19 protein-coding genes are annotated in these 18267 nt (G+C 65.6%); 8 read left to right on the forward strand and 11 right to left on the reverse strand.

Annotated elements, in window-relative coordinates:
- The first annotated feature begins 102 nt into the window (after window positions 1-102).
- The 4 genes from QM711_RS14945 to QM711_RS14960 are packed head-to-tail and all read left to right on the forward strand — an operon-like array spanning window position 103 to window position 4152.
- Window positions 103-2238: a sensor histidine kinase gene (locus QM711_RS14945; protein WP_415100698.1), complete on the forward strand. Its 2136-nt coding sequence runs from the start codon at window positions 103-105 to the stop codon at window positions 2236-2238.
- Window positions 2239-2258: 20 nt separating this feature from the next.
- Window positions 2259-2792, forward strand: coding sequence for a pyruvoyl-dependent arginine decarboxylase (locus QM711_RS14950; protein ID WP_415100700.1), 534 nt, complete (start codon window positions 2259-2261; stop codon window positions 2790-2792).
- A complete protein-coding gene (locus QM711_RS14955; protein WP_415100702.1) occupies window positions 2789-3400 on the forward strand; it encodes a hypothetical protein in 612 nt (203 codons plus the stop codon). Before QM711_RS14950 ends, QM711_RS14955 begins: the two co-directional genes overlap by 4 nt.
- Window positions 3397-4152: a response regulator transcription factor gene (locus QM711_RS14960; RefSeq protein ID WP_415100704.1), complete on the forward strand. Its 756-nt coding sequence runs from the start codon at window positions 3397-3399 to the stop codon at window positions 4150-4152. The genes QM711_RS14955 and QM711_RS14960 overlap by 4 nt, the downstream gene beginning before the upstream one ends.
- Window positions 4153-4354: 202 nt before the next feature.
- Here QM711_RS14960 and QM711_RS14965 read toward each other — a convergent pair whose 3' ends face one another.
- The 9 genes from QM711_RS14965 to QM711_RS15005 form a co-directional block, all read right to left on the reverse strand.
- Window positions 4355-4894 carry a hypothetical protein gene (locus QM711_RS14965; RefSeq protein WP_415100706.1) on the reverse strand — a complete coding sequence of 180 codons (540 nt, stop codon included), beginning with the start codon at window positions 4892-4894 and terminating at the stop codon, window positions 4355-4357.
- 52 nt (window positions 4895-4946) lie between these two features.
- Entirely contained in the window at window positions 4947-5378 is a 432-nt protein-coding gene (locus QM711_RS14970) for a hypothetical protein (protein ID WP_415100708.1), read from the reverse strand.
- The gene (locus QM711_RS14975; RefSeq protein WP_415100710.1) at window positions 5378-5995 is read right to left on the reverse strand and encodes a dihydrofolate reductase family protein; all 618 of its coding nucleotides are present in this window, start codon (window positions 5993-5995) and stop codon (window positions 5378-5380) included. Before QM711_RS14975 ends, QM711_RS14970 begins: the two co-directional genes overlap by 1 nt.
- A gap of 273 nt (window positions 5996-6268) precedes the next feature.
- Entirely contained in the window at window positions 6269-7078 is an 810-nt protein-coding gene (locus tag QM711_RS14980; RefSeq protein WP_415100712.1) for an alpha/beta fold hydrolase, read from the reverse strand.
- Between the two features lie 110 nt (window positions 7079-7188).
- The gene (locus QM711_RS14985) at window positions 7189-8850 is read right to left on the reverse strand and encodes an NERD domain-containing protein (protein WP_415100714.1); all 1662 of its coding nucleotides are present in this window, start codon (window positions 8848-8850) and stop codon (window positions 7189-7191) included.
- Between the two features lie 102 nt (window positions 8851-8952).
- Window positions 8953-9222, reverse strand: coding sequence for a type II toxin-antitoxin system RelE family toxin (locus tag QM711_RS14990; RefSeq protein WP_415100716.1), 270 nt, complete (start codon window positions 9220-9222; stop codon window positions 8953-8955).
- Window positions 9223-9255: 33 nt separating this feature from the next.
- On the reverse strand, window positions 9256-9528 hold the full coding sequence (locus QM711_RS14995; RefSeq protein ID WP_415100718.1) for a type II toxin-antitoxin system Phd/YefM family antitoxin: 273 nt from the start codon (window positions 9526-9528) through the stop codon (window positions 9256-9258).
- Window positions 9529-9938: 410 nt separating this feature from the next.
- On the reverse strand, window positions 9939-10340 hold the full coding sequence (locus QM711_RS15000; protein ID WP_415100720.1) for a DUF4143 domain-containing protein: 402 nt from the start codon (window positions 10338-10340) through the stop codon (window positions 9939-9941).
- A 160-nt stretch (window positions 10341-10500) separates the two neighbouring features.
- The gene (locus tag QM711_RS15005) at window positions 10501-10878 is read right to left on the reverse strand and encodes a helix-turn-helix domain-containing protein (RefSeq protein ID WP_415100722.1); all 378 of its coding nucleotides are present in this window, start codon (window positions 10876-10878) and stop codon (window positions 10501-10503) included.
- Between the two features lie 374 nt (window positions 10879-11252).
- Between QM711_RS15005 and QM711_RS15010 the strand changes: the two genes are divergently transcribed.
- The 4 genes from QM711_RS15010 to QM711_RS15025 all read left to right on the forward strand — a co-directional run bounded on the left by QM711_RS15010 (window position 11253) and on the right by QM711_RS15025 (window position 14938).
- Complete coding sequence (locus QM711_RS15010) at window positions 11253-12071, forward strand: hypothetical protein (RefSeq protein ID WP_415100724.1); 819 nt, start codon at window positions 11253-11255, stop codon at window positions 12069-12071.
- Between the two features lie 80 nt (window positions 12072-12151).
- Complete coding sequence (locus QM711_RS15015; protein WP_415100946.1) at window positions 12152-13165, forward strand: SIR2 family NAD-dependent protein deacylase; 1014 nt, start codon at window positions 12152-12154, stop codon at window positions 13163-13165.
- A 134-nt stretch (window positions 13166-13299) separates the two neighbouring features.
- Window positions 13300-14442 (forward strand): DUF6119 family protein, encoded by a 1143-nt coding sequence (locus tag QM711_RS15020; protein WP_415100726.1) that lies wholly within the window; start codon window positions 13300-13302, stop codon window positions 14440-14442.
- A 19-nt stretch (window positions 14443-14461) separates the two neighbouring features.
- Entirely contained in the window at window positions 14462-14938 is a 477-nt protein-coding gene (locus tag QM711_RS15025; RefSeq protein ID WP_415100728.1) for a DUF6119 family protein, read from the forward strand.
- A gap of 2 nt (window positions 14939-14940) precedes the next feature.
- Here the strand turns inward: QM711_RS15025 and QM711_RS15030 are convergent, their stop codons facing one another.
- Both QM711_RS15030 and QM711_RS15035 read right to left on the reverse strand, forming a co-directional pair.
- Window positions 14941-16134 (reverse strand): McrC family protein, encoded by a 1194-nt coding sequence (locus QM711_RS15030; RefSeq protein ID WP_415100730.1) that lies wholly within the window; start codon window positions 16132-16134, stop codon window positions 14941-14943.
- Complete coding sequence (locus tag QM711_RS15035; RefSeq protein WP_415100732.1) at window positions 16109-18256, reverse strand: AAA family ATPase; 2148 nt, start codon at window positions 18254-18256, stop codon at window positions 16109-16111. The genes QM711_RS15030 and QM711_RS15035 overlap by 26 nt, the downstream gene beginning before the upstream one ends.
- Window positions 18257-18267 lie beyond the last annotated feature (11 nt).

Here is an 18267-nt window from a genome sequence, read left to right on the forward strand (position 1 = left end):
GTCCGGCGCCTTCTTCCCGTTGTGACAACGGGTCCGGAGCGGCCCTATACTCGCCAAAGCCCCGTTAAGTGAGCGTCACCCCCCTTGCTGCGAGCCGCCTCCATGTTGAAGTCCACGTTGTCACGCCCCTTTGCCGTCGTGTGCACGGCCGGATCGCTGCTTGCCTTCGTGTTCCTGATGCTGATCCGGACGACCCCGGACCAGTCCACCCGGGGCGTCATCTCCACGGTGTTCCTGATGATCTTCGGAGCCGGTACGGCGGCGATCACGCTGCGCCGGTCAGCCTCCAGCCAGGGTCGGCGGCGACGCGCCTGGCAGCTCATCTCGATCGGCATCTGCGCGGCGGTGGTCGCCAACACGATCAGCCTGCTGCCCGGCCCCGGCCCGGCCGGCTTGGACTGGACCGACCTGGTCGATCCGATCCTGCTGGTCGGCCTGCTCGTCTGCCTGGTTGGGCTCACCCTGTTCCCGCCGCTGCGCCGGCGCAACACCGATGTCGCGCGGTTGATCATGGACGGCCTGGTCGTCGGCGGATCGGTGCTGTTCATCGCCAGCGCCACCATCTTCCCGACCTTGCTGGCCGGCAAGGACGGCACCTTCAGCGGCCAGCTCCAGATCCTGGCGCTGCCGTTCCTCGACCTGCTGATGGCGACCGTCGCCATCCTGCTGATCGCCCGCAGCGGCGCCGAGAGCCGGACGGCGCTGATGCTGGTCGGCGTCGCACTGCTGCTCTACTCGATCTCGGACATGGCCTATGCGGTGAACACCACGCAGGGCAGTACGACCGCGCTGGGCAGCTGGTGGGATCTAGGCTGGCTGGGCGGCTACCTGTTCTCGGGGCTCGCCGCCCTGCACCCCGACTCCGGCAACCCGAAGCTCACCGAGGCGCCCGAGTCGTCCTCGCTGCGCAGCACCCTGGTCTTCTTCGCCGTGTTCCTGGTCGCCGCGGCAGCCAACATGATGGTCGGCTACAACGGCGAGCACACCGCCGTGACCCGCTCGGTCTGGGGCTTCCTCATCCTCACCGTGGTCGCGCGGCAGATCGTCTTGGTGATGGACATCGAACAGCTGCGGCGCTCCCTGGAGATTCGCGTCCTCGAACGGACCAAGGAACTCCGCGAGATCACCACCCAGCGCGAACTGCTGCTCAGTTCGGTGGCGGACGGCATCTACGGCGTCGACCGGGACGGCCGCATCACCATGGTCAACAGCGCGACCGCGAAACTGCTCGGACGCTCCGAGGCCCAGCTGGTCGGCGCCAACGCGCACGACCTCTTCCATGCCCCGCAGGAGGACGGCACCCCGTTCCCGATCGAGGGCTGCTACATCACCGAGGCCACCGCGTCGGGGCTGACGGCGTCCGGCGAGGACGACATCTACGTCCGGGGCGACGGCAGCACGATCATGGTGGAGGCCACCGCCAGCCCGCTGCAGGACGACAACGGCATCATCAGCGGCGCCGTGGTGGTCTTCCGCGACGTCAGCCAGCGCCGCGAGATGGACCGGATGAAGCAGGAGTTCATCTCCTTCGTCAGCCACGAGCTGCGGACGCCGCTGACCTCCATCCGCGGTGCGCTCGGCCTGATCTCGGGTGGCGCCTTCGGCGAGATCCCGGTCAAGGCGGCGAAGATGATCGACATCGCCACCTCGGGCAGCGTCCGGCTCGGCCGGCTGGTCAACGACATCCTCGAGATCGAACGCCTCGACACCGGCATGCTGCCGCTGGCGATCCGCCCGCACGGAGTCGCCGCGCCCTGCCAGGAGGCCGTGCTGGCCACCTCCGGAATGGCCGATGCGGCCCGGATCAAGCTCTCCCTGGGCTCGGCGACCGGTCGCGTCCTCGCCGATCGCGACCGGCTGGTGCAGGTGCTGATCAATCTCGTCGGCAACGCCATCAGGTTCAGCGACCCCGGCGATCTGGTCGTGGTCGAGGCGGCGCAGCGCGGAGATCTGGTCGAGTTCGCGGTCCGCGACACCGGACGCGGCATCCCCCAGGACAAGCTGGAAGCCATCTTCGGGCGGTTCAGTCAGGTGGATTCCAGCGACACCCGCGAGAAGGGCGGCACCGGCCTCGGCCTGGCGATCTGCCGTGGCCTGATCGAGCGGATGGGCGGCCGGATCTGGGTGGAGAGCACCCTCGGCGAGGGCTCCACCTTCCGGTTCGAGCTGCCCGCGGAGATGCCGGCCCAGACGCCGCCCGAGCCGGTCCAGGCATCCTCGGGAGTTATTGCAGGTTGACCGTCGTGCAACAGAAAGGCGTGACCAATTTGACCGAGCAAGACGCCTCCGGAGCCAGCTCCGCGGGTCTCTTCACCATTCGGGTCTCCGCCGGGAGCGGCAAGGGCCGCACCTCGATGGCGGCATTCGACAGCGCGCTGCGCTCAGCGGGCGTCGCCGACCACAACCTGATCCGGCTGAGTTCGATCATTCCGCCGGCATCGGTGATCGACGTCTGCAAACCCGAGCAGCAACTGCGCGGCACCTTCGGCGACGCGCTCTACTGCGTCTACGCGGCAGCCTTCGCCACCGAGCGCGGTGACGACGCGGTATCGGGCATCGGCTGGTCGCGGGCGACGGACGGCTCCGGGCGCGGGCTGTTCGTCGAACACACCGGGCACGCCGAGGAGCAGGTGCGAACAATGATCAACGCCAGCCTGACCGACATGGCCAACGGGCGCAGCGAGTCCTTCGCGTTCGAGGACATCGTGCTCAGTTCGGCGCGCTGCGGGGGACAGCCGGCCTGCTCAGTGGTCGTGGCGACCTACCGCACCGCCGGTTGGGGTGCGGCATGATCGAGACGATCGAACGCAACATCGAGGGCCCGTGGGACTACGGGGACTTCAGCATCGTCTGCACCCGGCACCCGCGTCCGGACCTGATGGACAGCTTCTGGCCGGTCTATGAGGAGTCCTTCGGCCCGCTGCGGGTGCTCGCCGCCGCCCGCCAGGTGCTCACCGAGGCAGAGTTCACCGCCGAACTCGACGATCCGCGGATCTGGAAGTACGTGGCCCTGGACGCCGACGGCGGCCTGGCCGGCCTGACCACCCTCACCGACGACCTGTCCACGATGCCGTGGATAAGCCCGGAGTACTACCAGCATCAGTACCCCGACGAATGGAGTCGCAAAGCGATCTTCTACAGCGGAGTTTCCCTGGTCCGGCCGGATATGCGGCGCTACCCCGTATTCGCCCGGATGATGACATGCTTGGCACAACGAGTGGCGGCGGTCAAAGGGATCTACGCCGTCGATATGTGCGGGTACAACGACCACGAACGGTCGGTGGCCCGGGCCGCGGAGCACGTCCTCAACCGGGTCGCCGAATTCGAGGTGAAGGCGGTCGACGTGCAGACCTATTACGTCGCGCGCGCGACGGGGAACGGAAGTAAGGAACAGTCGTGACTGAGGCCACACCGGTAGAGCGCAGCGCAGTGATCATTGAGGACGATCCCGAGATCGCCGACCTGGTGGCGGTCGTCCTCACTCAGGCCGGCTTTCACACCCACGTGGCCACCGACGGCGTGCTGGGGCTGGAGTTGATCCACCAGCATCAGCCGATGCTCACCACGCTGGACGTGAACCTGCCCGGCATCGACGGTTTCGAGGTGGTCCGGCGGATCCGCGACTTCTCCTCGACCTACGTGATCATGCTGTCGGCCCGCCGCGACGAGATCGACACCCTGACCGGGCTCAACTCCGGCGCCGACGACTACCTCGCCAAGCCGTTCCGGCCGCGCGAGCTGCGGGCCCGGGTCGAGGCGATGATCCGGCGCCGCAACCTGGAGCGCCCGGCCACGCCTCCCCCGCCGCCGGAGGCCCCCGAGCCGGGCGAGGACTGGCTGCACCACAACGGACTGCGGATGCATCCCGAGATGCGCCTGGTCGAACTCCACGGACGCCCCGTCGAGCTCACCCGGACCGAGTTCGACCTGCTCTCGGCGGTGATGCAGCGCAGCCGCCGGGTGATCACCAAGGACGAACTCGCCGCCTTCACCCGCAACGACGTGAACAGCTACGTGGTCGAGGCCGACCGGCGCTCGATCGAGAGCCACATCGCCAACCTGCGCCGCAAACTCTCCGACTCGGTGACCCACCCCCGCTTCATCGAGACCGTCCGCGGCGTCGGCTATCGATTGGCCAAGTCCCAAAGCTGAGGTCCACCGCTGGTCGAGCTCGCTCCGCTGGTCGAGCCCCCGCATCCGCTGGTCGAGCTTGTCGAGACCCTTCTCGCCGGTCGAGCTTGTGGACGGTCGCTGGTCGAGCTAGTCGAGACCCCGCATCCGCTGGTCGAGCTTGTCGAGACCTCTTTCGCTGGTCGAGCTTGTCGAGACCCCGTCCGACGCCGAGGCTCACCCACTACCTGGCCGCGAGCAGACAGGCCGCACCGACCACCAGCAGGGTCGCGCCGCCCATCAGACCGCACCAGAAGCTGCGCGCCGCCGGCGCGTCCGAGATGCGCCAGGCGACCACCGCGATGACGGTCGTGATCACACCCGTCCACGCATAGATCGGCTGGGCGAAGACCCACGCCAGCGGGATGAAGTGGACGCCCACCACCGCAAGCGCCAACGGTGCGTACAAGTCCTTTCGCTGCCGCCGGGTCGCCCAGACCGCAAGCCCGATGATCGCCGCGATCTCCAGCCAGAAGGTGACGATGTAGGCGACGAAGGCCGGTCCGCCGATAACGATCGCGGTCGGCGAGCCCCAGTTCCGGATCGCCTGGGTGATCCCGATACCGCCGGTCACCGCTCCCCCGAGTTGGACGAGGCTCAGCAGCAATCGCCAGAGCAGGCCCTTCAGTGGACGCTCCTGTCCCCAGCCTGCCCAGGCGAAGGCGGCGATGCCGAAGATCGCGGCGGTGATGAACAGATCCCTCGGGAACTCGGTGCTGATCATCTACCTCACTCAACCACATGGACGGTCGTCCAGCGCACCGGCGGTTGTCCGGTCAGACCGGCAGATCGCGGGCCAGACCATCGCGGATGGCGGCATACAGCGTATGCAGATCGATGTCGGCAATGCGCCCGAATCTGATGCAGTAACCGGTGACGCTCGCCTTGCCGATCGAGGTGCCGTAGCTGCGGGATAGGTAGGTCTTGTCGTCGAGGCCGAGTACGTAGACCGAGATGCCGGTGGCGGTGGCGCTCAGACCGATCCGGTAGAAGTTCCGCGAGGAACCGTTGGCGTAGCGGATCGTGTACTCGCCGTAGCCGATGTTGGGGTTGGCGACCACCTTTCCCTGCTCGTTCGTCCCGTCGGTGAACCACAGCCTGGCCAGCGGAAACTCCGCGATCACGTGCCCGTGTAGCTGGCGCAGGTCGCTCTGCTTGGGTTCGGGTTGGCTGGCAAGGTAGGCCTCGACCTGGTCGGCCGTGTCCATCATCGGGTTCCCGGTGAGGGATGCTCCGCCCGCGACACCGGGTAGCGCAGGTGTGTCACCCCGACCCCCTGGACGACGCTCGGGTCGCCGAGCACCGGCGCGGCGTCCAGCTGATCGAAAAGCCGGACGCCCGAGCCGAGCAGCACCGCGGCGACATCGATCGCGAGCTCGTCCAGCAGGCCGGCGTTGAGCAACTGCTGAATGGTGTCGGCGCCGTGCACTCCCACCGCCTTCTCGCCGGCCGCGTCCTTCGCCTGCTGGACGGCGCTGTCGAGCCCGTCGGTGACGAAGTGCACCGCCGAGCCGGCGCGCGGCCAGCCGTCCGGGACGTGGTGGGTGAGTACGAAGGCGGGTCCCCAGGCGTGGTTGCCACCCCAGCCTTCGGCCTTGTCGAAGGTCCGGCGTCCGGTCAGCACGGCACCGAGTTCGGACGTCAGCCCGAGGTAGTGGGCTGCACTCGGCGCCGACATGCGCAGCGTCATGGCGTCCGCTCCGCCGGTGTTCACCTCGACGTCGCCGGAGGTGAATTGCCAGCCGAAGACTTCGGTCACGCCGTCCTCGGGGTCGGCCACGAAGCCGTCCAGCGACATGGACATGATGGCGATCAACCTGGCCATGTGATTCCTCCGTTCGCTCAGGACATTCAGGCTGTAGCTATTCGTCGAGATTGTCGAGACGCAGGTGTCAGCAAAGCGCGGGACGCGCCCGAGGGTGTGCCCCGCCGCAATTGGCGAAGCGCTGCACATCGTCGGTCGAGCTCGACGGCGAGACGTCTCGGCCGGGGGTATCGACAGGCTCTGCCAGCCAGACCCCGCGTTGATCAGCCCTTTCCTTTCGGAGGCTTGCGGCGGACGGATTGGTCGGGCCACGCGCCGAGTTCGACCGCGAAATCAGCGGAGGCCGTGCTCGTACAGCAGGTCGGCGATCAGCTTCGGGGCCGCGAACATCGTGGCGTGCGGACCGGGCACCGTCTCGTACCAACCGTGCCGCAGTGACGCCGCGAGGTACTGCCCCCACTCCAGTGGCACGATCGGGTCGGTGTCACCGCAAATGACCAGGGTCTTGGCGGTGATCTGTTCGGCCAGTTCTTCGATGCGGGCACCGAGCAGGTGCTTGGTCTGCTGCATCATGTACGGAATTCCGGCCCCGAACAGGTAGTCCTGCACGGCCATGGCGGTGACGCTGAGCGGCTCCAGCCGTCCGTTGCGCAGCAGCAGCCGCGCGGCGCCCGGCAGCGAGCGGGCTTCGGGGACGATCACCGGCGCGATCAGCGCGATGTGGTCGATCTGATCGGGGTAGTCAGCGGCCAGTTCGGCAACCACCTGAGTGCCCATCGAGTGGCCCACCACCAAGGGATGATCGAGGTTGCGGTCGGCCAGAAAGTCGCTCAGCACCTTGGCGTGGTCGGCAATGGTCATGTCGATGTCGGGGCGCGGCGAGCGTCCGTAGCCGGGCAGGTCGACCAACAGCACGTCGCTGTGCTCGACCAGTTCCACTGCCGTGGGTCCGTACGCCTTGGCCGACACTCCGATGCCGTGCACCAGCACGTAGTCCGGGCCGCTGCGCTCGCCCACGCACTCGAACCGGTAGACGGCCATCGATGCGTAGCCGTGGCCGTAGCGGCTGCGGTGGTACTCGACCGTGCCCACGTAGCGGCGCCGGTAGGTGACTTCCTCCCGCTGAGAGTGCCGCGCGCTCATGGATGAACGGTAGACGAACCCCACCAGCGTGACTCGAGCTTGCTCAACCGCCGAGCTCTCCCCGGGTTCCGGGGCCTGCCAACGTCCGCCCGCGGCAGCCAAGGACCCGGTCAGCGCCGATCGGTCAGCCGTTCCAGCACCTCGCGGCCGCCCACCCGCTCGATGACTGCCGGATCGCCGACCACCACCAGCCGGTCGGTCGCCCGGGACAGCCCGACGTAGAGCCGTTCTCTGCTGCGGTCGCGAGTGCCGTCCTCGTTGAGGCAGAGCACGACGGCGCGGCGCTCCATGCCTTTGAAGCCGAGGACGTGGCCGTAGAACACGTCGTCCCCACCCCAGAAATCCTCCCAGTAGGCGGCGAAACCGAGGCTCTCCTGCCGCTCCTTCTGCACCGGGTGCCGCGCGCCGACGGTGAGCAGCGCGACGTCCTTGCTCTCCCAGCCCTCATCGAGCAGCCGATCCACCTGGTCGTCGGCGGTTTCGATGGCGCCGTCCACGGACGAGGCCACGAACTCCACCTCGGGACCGTCGCCGCCCCGCAGCACCATCGAGGACGGCGCCAGCGACACGAAGCTGGACGCGATCTGCCGGGTGTTGCGCAGGTTGTGGTCGAGCACCAGCGGCACCAGGGCCAGCGGTGGGCGTCCGAACCGGGCGAACACCCGCTGCCGTTCGTCGCTGTAGGCGTAGACGCCGCCGGCCGCCTCGTCGCGCAGCGCCCGCACCAGCGGCGTCCACCAGTCGTCGGCGAAGTCCTGGGCCTCGTCGACCACGACGGCGTCGAACCGCTGCGCATCGGTGAGGTCACCGGCTCGCACGGCCATCAGCGCCGGCAGCCGGGCCTCCCAATAGTCGGAGTCGTCGCGGGAGCCGGCGACGTCGATGCCCCAGCTGCGGGCAAGGTCCTCGAAGGTTCCGACGAAGGCGGGGCGCTTCGACCTCGATCCGATAAGCAGTGCCCGCCGCAGGTGGTGGGCCAGTCCATAGCTGTAGCAGACCACCGCGACCCGCTGCCGCTGACCGCTGATCCGGCCGCTGGCAAGGTCGGACGCCTGCCGGATCGCCAGCACCGTCTTGCCGCTGCCCGCTCCGCCGCGGATCTCGACCCGGTTGAGCAGCCGGGTGACCCGCAGCAGCTCGGCCTGCTCCATGGTCAGCCTGTCGGCGTACTCGGCACGGTCCTCGGCGATCGCCACCAGGTCACGACCCGGGAGGTTCCGCCCGACGAGGATCTCCCGGATCAACTGGACGTCGTCGGCGGACGGCGGCCGGGCGTCTGTGCGGTGCAGCGAGGTGACGTCCCAGAGCCGTCCACCGAGATCGGCCAACTCTTGCTGCCCGGTGACCATCCAGCGCGGACACTGCGGCGTGGCGAAGTCGTCGGCCAGCGCCGTCCGGGCCAGTACGACGTGGTGACTCCACCGGACCCGGGTTCGCGAACCCCAGCGCGGGTCGGTCTCGACGTAGCGCCGGACGGCATAGAGGGCGCCGCGCGCCTGACCGACCGGGTCGATCGGCTTCGCGCCGCCACGCTCGATCATCCATCTGCCGTCCGGCTCGACCCAGACGTGGCTGCCCTTGACCTCGACGACCACGATCCCCGAGCCGGGCATCAGCACGATCAGGTCGGCCGCGTGATCCTTGTGTTGATCGCTCAGCCGGTAGTTGGCGAGCAGAATGCAGTCGTCACTGAGCTGGGCGCGGACCTTCTGCCACACCGCGCGCTCGGACGGCGTCACGAACGTCGGCTGGTCGGGAATACTGGTCGCCACGGTGCAACTCCTTGGGGTGTGCGCCAAGAATCGCACGGACGGCCACTCAGCGGCCGGTGGACACCGCCTTCCCGCCCGGAATCGCCCAGCACCGACCCAGACCTATCCCCGCGGACGATATGTGGTGGCGCGGTGATCAACGCGATGCACCACAACCACTCGGTCGTCCTCGATGATCGTGTACAGAACTCGATAGGAGCCCCTTCGGGCGTTTCGCGAACCCGTGAGTTCCCCACGTAGTTCGCTGCCGAGACGATGCGGATTCTCCGCCAACGGACCGTAGACGAACTCAACGATCGCTGCCGGATACCTCGCGGGAATCCGGTTCACATCCCGAGCAGCACTCGGCGACAGTTCGACGCGATAGGGCACGTCAGGTGCCAAGCCTTTCGACAGCCCGCACTGTCACTGACCATCCCCGGCGAGCAGCCGACGGACCTGTTCCTCGCTGAGCGTCTCCCCCGCCTCATACGCGGCAATTCCCTCACGGACATCACGCTCGGCGCCCTTGCTGAGCCAGAACAGGGTCTCTTGGAGTGCCTCCCACTCCTCGCTACTGACCAGCACCGCGGCCGGGACACCGTTGCGGGTGATGGTCACCTGGTCGTGGGTCTTGATGGCCTGATCGACGATCTCGCTCAGTCGGGCCTTGGCGGTACGGATCGGCACAGTAGTCACTGCATCAGGATAGACCACGAATGTAGTCACATCTGCTGTGAAGCAGCGTGGAGCCTGCGACGGTCAGCTCGGCCAACGCGCTATGGACGCCTGCAAACCTCGGTCCGAAATTCTGCAAGTTTCGCTCGGATAGTCTTCAAGTTCCCTCGTCCGAGCCATGCTCGTCCCCGAGGGTTCGCGAGCTTGAGCCCGAACGTTTGCGAACACTGCCCGAACGGTTCGCGGAGCCGGATCGAGCGTTCGGAGGCCCTGATGCGCCCGCGCACAGAGCAAGCGAGCGAGTCTTCGGCTTACTATCACCGGTGATAGTGACATCGAGGTAAGTCAGTGAGGCAGGCGAGCCTTGTCCATCGCAGCCATCAGGGACGGCCTGCGCGTGCCCGTTCATCGGCCCCTGGACTTGGGTGCGATCACGGATGTTGCCAGAGCGTGGAGACGGGCAGTCCACAGATTCCGTCCCCAAGCCATCGCGACTCCTGCGACAGGCCAAGCACAGCACCACCGAGGAACCTGTCGCCGACCCGGTCGGCGAGCGTACGTATTCCACGCGTCTGCTCCCCGCGGTAGGTCGACGAGGCCTTGACCTCGAGCAGGAACACCTTGCCATCCTCGTACTCCAGGACGAGGTCAACCTCCAACCCGTCGCGGTCACGGAAGTGGTAGAGCGTGGCAGCCAGCGCGGCGGCGAGGACATGCCGGTCCTTGTCGTCCATCTCCACCTTGGCGACCCGCGCCTCGTCGCGTCTCTTGACTTCAACCAGGGCTGATGGCAAAAACGCCTCAAGCCGCTCGACCAAGACCTCGGCGTCCACTGGGTGAAGTCGAACTGCTTGATGAGGTTGCGCGTGGTCTCACCGAGGATCGTGTCGCTCCAGTGGATGTCGAGCGCGCCCAACTTCGCGGCGTACACGAAGTAGTCGCGGAGAGTCCGAGAGATCAGGATGTTCGCATCAGCGAGCGTGACCGAGATCGTCAATCGACATTCCCGTACTTGTTCGCCAACTCGGCCACCACAGCCATGTGGTCCTCGTCGAGGAACTCACGCAGCTTCTGGATTGAGGTAGCCGGGATACGGTGGTGTTTGCCGACCATGCGGAACTCGATGCCGCGACGCTCGATCATCCGCATCAGCGTCGGCCGGGACATACCGAGGATCTTCGCGGCCTCGGTCGTGGTGAACTCCTGCTTGGCCTGGACGACGACCGCGCCGGTGGTCTGCTCGGCATCCAGCAGCGCCAGCACCTTCTCGGCGCTCTCACGCGGGAGCCGCAGGGTCACCTCAATCTCGGGCTGGTCGCTGGCCAGACTCGAACGGAGGATCTGGACGTCCTCCGTCAGCGCACTGCTCATGTCGCCTCCCGGATTCTCGGCCGTAGCTAAGTGCTCTAAGTGTACACAGACGGACACTGACTGCGACCGCGGCCGACCAGCATTCCCGGCTCCAACCCCTGCTGCAGGAGAGGTAGCGGTCCATGAACAGCGTGAGGGTCGCGCCCCCGCCTGCCCGCAGCCACGGGCGGAATCCAGTCAGAACGCATCTTCCACACGGACGGCGCCCAGTCGCACCGCAGGTGGCACCGACAACCAGTGATGCGGACCCTCCACTTCGGCGTAGCTGATACTGCCTGATAGGACGACGACCTCGACATCGTTCGTGGGCCGCTGATGCCGGAGTCGTCGACGACTCATGCGCGACCTCGACCTCCCACCCGTAGTGTCTCGCCATGACACTCCAGGGACATCTCTTCGTCGTCCAGGCGGACCTCAGCCGGATCGCGGCCGACGCGTTCCTGATTCCGTGCGACAGCAACGTCAACGTGTCGGGCGGCTGGCGGCCGTTCGTCGAACCAGGCAGCGAACCTTGCCCGTCCTGGGACTGGTTCCGACCGGCAGGCGTCACCCTGACCGACGGCCTGGCGTTCCTGCCCGATCCGACCCCGCAGCCGAACGAGCCGGACGAAACCGGCAAGAAGCGCAGCCGGATGCCGGACGACATCGTCGGCCTGCGCGTCCTGGTGGACACCGTGGGTGTGGAGACCATCCCCGCGATGGTGGACCGTTCGATCAGCGCGGTGGCCCTTGCCGCCGCCAAGGCACGCCGCCACGGAGGCAGGTCGCTGCCCCTGGTGGCGCTCCCGATCCTGGGTGTCGGTCAAGGCAAGTTCCCCGGACGGCGGGCCGAGGTCGTCCGCGAACTCGTCGGACGCCTGCACGAGTTCGTCGCCGCCCACCCGATCGATGTGGCACTCGTCCTCCAGCGGACCTCCGACTACGCCGCGCCCAGTGGGCACGCAAACTGGCGGACGACGCCGGAGTCGACGGCTGGTCCGCACTCTTGGAGGAGCAGCGGGCGTTGGCCGACCAACTCGGCGAGGCGGCCGGACGGGGAGAACTGTCGGTCTTCGCCGGCGCCGGCGTCAGCAAACCCGTCGGCTTCCCGGACTGGAAGGAACTCCTCACCGAACTCGCCGGACGCGAGTTGGCCTTCGATGCGGACACCGACTACCCGAAGCTGGCTCAGGATCTCGGCATCAAGGACCTGAACGAGAAGGTCGCCGCACGGTTCCGCACCCGCAAGCACGCGCTCAGCCATGCCCTGCTGGCGGACCTGCGCACCAGAGCGATGGTGACGACCAACTACGACCCGTGCCTGGAGAACGCAGCGGCCGTGATCCATGTCGATCCACCGCTTCAGGTTCTGGCCCGCCAGCTCGCGGTGGGTGGGCACCCGTGGCTGCTGAAACTGCACGGCGACCTCGAGGCACCCGACACCATCGTTCTCACCCGCGATCAGTACGAACGGCTGGAGACCGAGCACCGGGCGCTGCGCGGCCTGGTTCAATCGCTGATGCTCACCAGCCACCTGCTGTTCGTCGGCTTCGGATTCGCCGATTCCGACTTCCTCGCGATGTCGGAGGCCGTCGCCAAGGTCCGGGAACTCGCGGTGGACGAGCACCAGAGCACCAAGGTCGGCACCGCCATCGAGCTTCGCGAATCGCCCGATCGCAAGCACGAACAGCTGACCTACCACCACCTCGCCCACGCGGACAGCGACGTGTCGTCCGCGGCGCGACTGCTCGAGATCCTGCTCGACCGCGTCGCCTGGCGGTGCCAGGTCTCGGCGACGGACGCGGTGCGTACCTCCTTGATCCGGAATACGAGCGGGACGCGACGGAGGATGACCGGGCGGTGCGAGAGGCCCTGGTTCAGCTGCAGGCCGCCGTGGCTGAGCACACGAATAGTGCCGGGCATGAGGCCATCACGAGCCTTCTGCGGGAACTCGGCCTGCCTGGTTGAGGTGAACGCCGGTTCTAGGTCGTCGCCGTCTACCATCCCAAGGCACTCCCGAAGTCGCTGCCGGTCACCCCACCTCGACGAATCCCCTGACCCTCGTCCCCGGGCGGATGGTCAGATCCCGCTCCCTGTCGCGCCTTCGAATATCACTTGCTCGCACCGACGCGACCGGCGTGCGGCGCCCCTCATCGCCACTGCGGCTCCAGGGTGTGCGTCAGTCGGGACTCATCAGACTCTGTCGTCCTTGATCCAAACGGGTTCGGCGCAGCTGCTTCGCGGTCGCCGCGGCTGGCGCCCAGAGAATTCGGCCACCACGACGCATCCCAGGATTCTTCCAGTCTAGTCGACAAGCATGACGCAGAGATCCACTGCCACTAGCACCTCAGTTCACTGGCGCGGCGTCGCGATATACGAGCCTCAATCGTGCCAGCAAGGGGCATGAGTCAAGCAACAACGAAGCGAACGACGCTGTACAGGATGCTGGAGGGAACCACTCTTGATGCGGCCCTAACAGAATCGCGCCGCGAGTCAGATGATGACTTCGCTGTCACCGACCTTTCAATCGAAGGACGACCCGCTCGGCTCGTTGCAGGCGAAACCAAGAGAGTGGCGACGTGGGTGAAGGATCTGCAACAACTCGCTGGCCAGACCTTGTCGCTCAAGAACAGGTCACCGGGAGCGGCGCTCCTGATTCAGGATGCCCACGATGTCATCTGGGCACTCACCTGGGGCACTGGGTTCACTTTCCTCGATCATGAGCAGATCGACTTTGGCTTCGGATCAGGCATAGTCGCTCGCTCCGCCCACCCGAACGAGGTGAAGTCACTTACCAAGACCATTCTGGACCATCGGGCACGGGTTGATCGAAGTTCGATGCCGAACGGCAGCACCATCCGAGATCTGGGAGTGGATGGGTACGGTGAAGTCGTCAGCAGAATCGAAGCCAAGGCCGTCATTGACGAACTCACGGTCGGCAGCAAAGTCATCCAACTCCGTGCGGCCGATTCTCTGAATCTACCGCTCGCGAAATCCGCCCACGACCTCATACAAGATCTAAGTGCCCTCGAAGCGCTGTCACAGCGGTCAGTGCTTCCCGGTCTCGAGAGTCTGGAGCAACTCATCGCGCTGAAGCCCAAGGACAGCCGCGTGGCTACACTCGACCAGAAGCTAGCCGACGCCCTGCTATCGACCGAAACGCATCGGTTGGGAGTGTCCTGGCCACACGAACGTCTTGACGTCTACGGCCCAGTGATGAGTATCAAGGTGACTGGTTTTGGTGATCGCAGGCGGCTCGTGTTCGAGCAGGCGCCCGATATTGGCGATGTCGTTGACTGGCTCGCCGAGAGCCCGCGCGACAAGATCTTGGGTCTTCTCAAGACGGTCAAGATCGAGTTGCATGGCGAGGCGGAGCCCCAGCGCAACACGCTCGTGTCCACACCGGTGCCATTGCGTCGCTGGCTTGCGTTCGAGGTGGAGGAGGAAGGTCAGCGCTTTTGCCTGCACGACGGAAGCTGGTACCGGATGGACGACCAGTACCTCGCACGCATCGATGGTCGCGTCCGCGAGATTCTTGCAGCTCCGGCATCGCTATCGCTCCCCCCTTGGGGCGACGAGGGATGAAGACGTCTACAACAAGCGCATGGCCGAGACGATTGGGGGATACTGCCTCGACAAGAAGGTGATCAAGACACCCCTTCACTCCCGAGGTGGGATCGAGCCGTGCGATGTATTCGTCGCACCCGGCACGCTCGTCCATGTAAAGAGAGGTCGTAGATCTTCGGATCTCAGCCATCTGCTCGCACAAGGACTGGTTTCGACCGATGCTCTCTCTCGTGACGAGAACGCGCGTATTGCGTGGCGAAAGAGGATCGAGGAGGAGAGTCACGGAAAGCTAAAGGATGCTGAAATCAAGGACGTCATTCTAGCGATTGGCAAAGATCACCCCATCACGGTGGACTCCCTCTTCACGTTCACCAAAGTAAACCTGGTGAAGCAGTTCGATGCGCTTCGCTATCTTGATGTTCAAGTACGTGTGGTAACGGTGATTCCCCCATCGCCGACTCCCAGCCAAGCGGCAGCCGGCACCCAGGAGCCCTTCGACTCATCGACCAAGTAGCCTCAACGCACAGGCTTTGGCATAGGTACTCTGTGGTTCAGCTTCGAGGCCAGAACCGCCATGGACTCGAGAAGGATGTCGGGTGTCAGACTGAGGTCAACCGTGTGCACAACCACACGGACTCCCGAGCCACGGATCACGTGCTCTTTGGCAACCTCGTTTCCCTTTGCATACACCAGGTGACCCGCTGGAAGACCGAGGACCGTGCAATAGGCCAACATCTGATAGAGATCAGCCTGGGGGAAACCGCTAGGCCTCTCGGCTTTATACTTGGCGTCCACGACAACCCGAGGGAGACCTCCCTCAAACCAGACGAAATCTGGCACGACAGGCACCTGCTCACCCTCGTCGAGGTAGGTGCGGTATCGGCAAGTATGGCCGCTGCGGTACTTGAGCACCTCAGCTAGTGCGACAGCGACGAAATCCTCAAAGATTGTCGCCATATTGAACAGATAGCCCGTGACCAGAAGGTCCCCGACCCTCTGCTCGAAGGACTGGCCGGCCAGGATCAACGAAGCTAGCTCGAGGGCGGGCTGGTACCGCGCATTCAGTCGGCTGTAGACCCACCTCGGCAGCAAGCCGGCCGTTGGAAGCGTCACATCAGCGAGTTGCGTCCGGAGCCGCTGGAAAGCAGCGCGGTGACGCGGGTGCAGACCAGGAGTCCGCAGGAGCCTTACGGCAGCGGCAAGCAGCAGCTGGTTCTCCGGGATGTCGACAGTGAACTCGTCATAGCGCACTTCTAAGGGCAGGTTTCGTCCCCAGCGACGTCGTAGCTGGTCGGCTTCACGAATGCGGCCGCGCAGCACAGGCAGAGAATCCTCGACTGTGCGGTAGCCCTTAAGAAGGCCCTGCCCCACCGCGGCCCGGGTAAGACGCAGGAAGGCGTCAGCGAGCGCCTCGGGAAGTTCCGACTCCGCATCGAGGCGGACGCGGTCGTTGCGCCAGAAGGTCGGGTTCCGCGCGTAACCCATCAGGAACACGAGCCGGCTGATCTCGATCTTCGGCTGGATCACTACCTGCCAGCCGCCGACGCTTACAACACCAATGTGCTTCAGCGCCGACGCTTCCCACCAGTTAGCGCGCTCGCTCCGAACCAACTGCACGATCCCCGAACTGACGAGCGCCTCTGCTATATCGAGGGGAAGTTCGACCAGCTTCGCCGTGGCACCCTCACGCAGGATCAGCGGGCTGCTCATCGGCCATCTCCTCAGAAGCGGTCGCACGCGCCTGCACTCGAGACCGTATCGTCGCCAGCCCGTAGCGCCCCTGAACGTCGACCCCATCGCCGTAATGGTGTTCCTCCAGCAACGGCAGAATCGCCGTCCGCCACGCCCGCTCAAGTCCACGCTCAGCGTGCACGGCTGACCGCATGAAGTATGACGGCCCAATCTTGAAGTCGGGGTCTTCGATCCGGGCGTTGAGTTCGTCGAGCAGGTCCGCGATCACCGGGTCCCGCTTCGTATCCAGCAGCCAGCGTCGTAGCACGTCGCGGGTCGGCGGCTCTGACGGATGCAGCGGGACGAACGCGAAGCGTCGGCGCATCGCGGCGTCCACGAGCGCGATCGACCGATCAGCGGTGTTCATTGTCCCAATGATGAAGACGTTCTCAGGGAGAGAGAAACCCACATCGTCACCGGTGGCATACAGCAGGTCAACCTGTTGGTCCCGGTACTCGAGTAGGAAATACAGTTCGCCGAAGATCTTGGCAAGGTTGCCACGATTGATCTCATCGATGATGAGCACGTACGGCGTCGAGGGGTTCTCACGAGCAGCGTCCACAACCTTGCGCAATGGCCCCGGCTTCAGCGCGAATCCTCCCGCTTCCACGGGCCGGTAGCCCTCGAAGAAGTCCTCATACGAATAGGCGGGGTGAAACTGCACCAGACGGATGTTGTCGCCTGCGAGGTGTGAAGCGAGCGCCTGAGCGATGTATGTCTTCCCCGTCCCAGGCGGGCCGTAGAAGATGAGTTGCGGACGATCGCGGAGCAGCTCAATACAGTCCTCCAGCCAGGGCAGATCCACATGCAGCTTGCCGGCGAGGTCCTGGGTCGCGGCAGGCAGACGGAGTTCGGCACGCGGAGGTGGGGCGGTCGCAGTCAGCACATCACCAGGTGCCTCATCTAGGGACGCGTCTGTCCCAAGCAGCCTCTCCAACGCATCCAACTGTTGCGTCATCTCAACGACGTCGTACTGGATCTGAAGCCGGGCCTTGATTTCACCTGGCAGATCTCCGTAGTCAATGCCTTCGCCGAGCCACTCCACCGACCGCCGCAGGTTCGACAAGCCATCCGCTGACTTCACATACTGAGCTTGACCAGTAGTTACGCCGAGGTAGAGGTGCCCCTGACTCGTTGTGCACACCACGTCGCCCAGCTGCATGCGGGACAGAAATGCATGGAACTCGTCCAGCTTCGCAGCTTTGGCTGCATACGACGTCTGGGAATAGTCCTCATACACAATGTCGCGAAGCTCCGAGCGGCCGATGCTTGGCTCGACCTCCCGCAACTTGGCGGCTCGGAGCGACGCAAATCCGTCGCGGCGCCAGGTGGGGATCAGATCGTGCCCATCGACCGACGACCCACGCACCAGCCACGCGCGCTTCGGAAGCGGCACGAGTACCCCCGCGTCCTCCAGGAACGCGCGCAGATCCTCAGTACGGACGTGCTGCTCCTCGCTGGCGGCGCCCGTCGCGTCGAACTCGACCCCTTCGGCTTCCAGGGCTTCGCGTTGAGTGATATCTCGACCGTCGGGCCAGACGAATCCGGTGCTGGGTCGTCCATCCTTCCCAACGACGCGGTGCGCACCGTCGACCGACGTGGCAGCCATCGCATTGCCGACGGTCTGTGCGTTGGTACCGGCAACTCCGGCGAGGTCCGAATATGTGGTCCATTGGCCGGGTTCGACGAACTCGAGAGCAGCCTCGACCGTTGCGAGATAGTGCGGCTGATCTGCATCCTTACGACGCGCATTCACAAGCTCTCGATAGGCTCTCCCCGCCTCCTCCGCGAGTCCAGCACCATCCGGGTGTGAGGCCAGAGCTTCCCGACCACCGTCGGTCAGTACCCACCCGACGGACGTCTTGTCGATCCAGCCGGCCGCGCGCATGTCAGTACTCGCCCAGGTGAGGTGGTTCTCCCAGCGTGGCATGGGCTCGTCATCTCGAAAGGGCGCCGACTCGTATGACGTCATCTCGACTGACTCGGCGACCCGCCGCATGACCTCTGCCCGCTTGAGCGGACCGCCCGCCTGATCGAGCACCGCGAGAGCGGCACGAATCAGCAGGCCGCGGCGTACCGGTTCCGTGGTGGCTTCAATCATCGGGCTCCTCC

Origin of the sequence: Micropruina sp., from assembly GCF_047602385.1 — a bacterium.
Lineage (GTDB): Bacteria > Actinomycetota > Actinomycetes > Propionibacteriales > Propionibacteriaceae > Micropruina.

What these genes read in the sequence shown, in the direction of transcription:
- QM711_RS14945 (WP_415100698.1), top strand. Translation starts at nt 103, where the DNA reads ATGTTGAAGTCCACGTTGTCACGCCCCTTTGCCGTCGTGTGCACGGCC.
- QM711_RS15030 (WP_415100730.1), bottom strand. Translation starts at nt 16,134, where the DNA reads ATGAGCAGCCCGCTGATCCTGCGTGAGGGTGCCACGGCGAAGCTGGTC.
- QM711_RS15020 (WP_415100726.1), top strand. Translation starts at nt 13,300, where the DNA reads ATGCTGGAGGGAACCACTCTTGATGCGGCCCTAACAGAATCGCGCCGC.
- QM711_RS15010 (WP_415100724.1), top strand. Translation starts at nt 11,253, where the DNA reads ATGACACTCCAGGGACATCTCTTCGTCGTCCAGGCGGACCTCAGCCGG.
- QM711_RS15005 (WP_415100722.1), bottom strand. Translation starts at nt 10,878, where the DNA reads ATGAGCAGTGCGCTGACGGAGGACGTCCAGATCCTCCGTTCGAGTCTG.
- QM711_RS14970 (WP_415100708.1), bottom strand. Translation starts at nt 5,378, where the DNA reads ATGGACACGGCCGACCAGGTCGAGGCCTACCTTGCCAGCCAACCCGAA.
- QM711_RS14955 (WP_415100702.1), top strand. Translation starts at nt 2,789, where the DNA reads ATGATCGAGACGATCGAACGCAACATCGAGGGCCCGTGGGACTACGGG.
- QM711_RS15015 (WP_415100946.1), top strand. Translation starts at nt 12,152, where the DNA reads ATGGTGACGACCAACTACGACCCGTGCCTGGAGAACGCAGCGGCCGTG.
- QM711_RS14975 (WP_415100710.1), bottom strand. Translation starts at nt 5,995, where the DNA reads ATGGCCAGGTTGATCGCCATCATGTCCATGTCGCTGGACGGCTTCGTG.
- QM711_RS14965 (WP_415100706.1), bottom strand. Translation starts at nt 4,894, where the DNA reads ATGATCAGCACCGAGTTCCCGAGGGATCTGTTCATCACCGCCGCGATC.
- QM711_RS15025 (WP_415100728.1), top strand. Translation starts at nt 14,462, where the DNA reads ATGGCCGAGACGATTGGGGGATACTGCCTCGACAAGAAGGTGATCAAG.
- QM711_RS14980 (WP_415100712.1), bottom strand. Translation starts at nt 7,078, where the DNA reads ATGAGCGCGCGGCACTCTCAGCGGGAGGAAGTCACCTACCGGCGCCGC.
- QM711_RS15035 (WP_415100732.1), bottom strand. Translation starts at nt 18,256, where the DNA reads ATGATTGAAGCCACCACGGAACCGGTACGCCGCGGCCTGCTGATTCGT.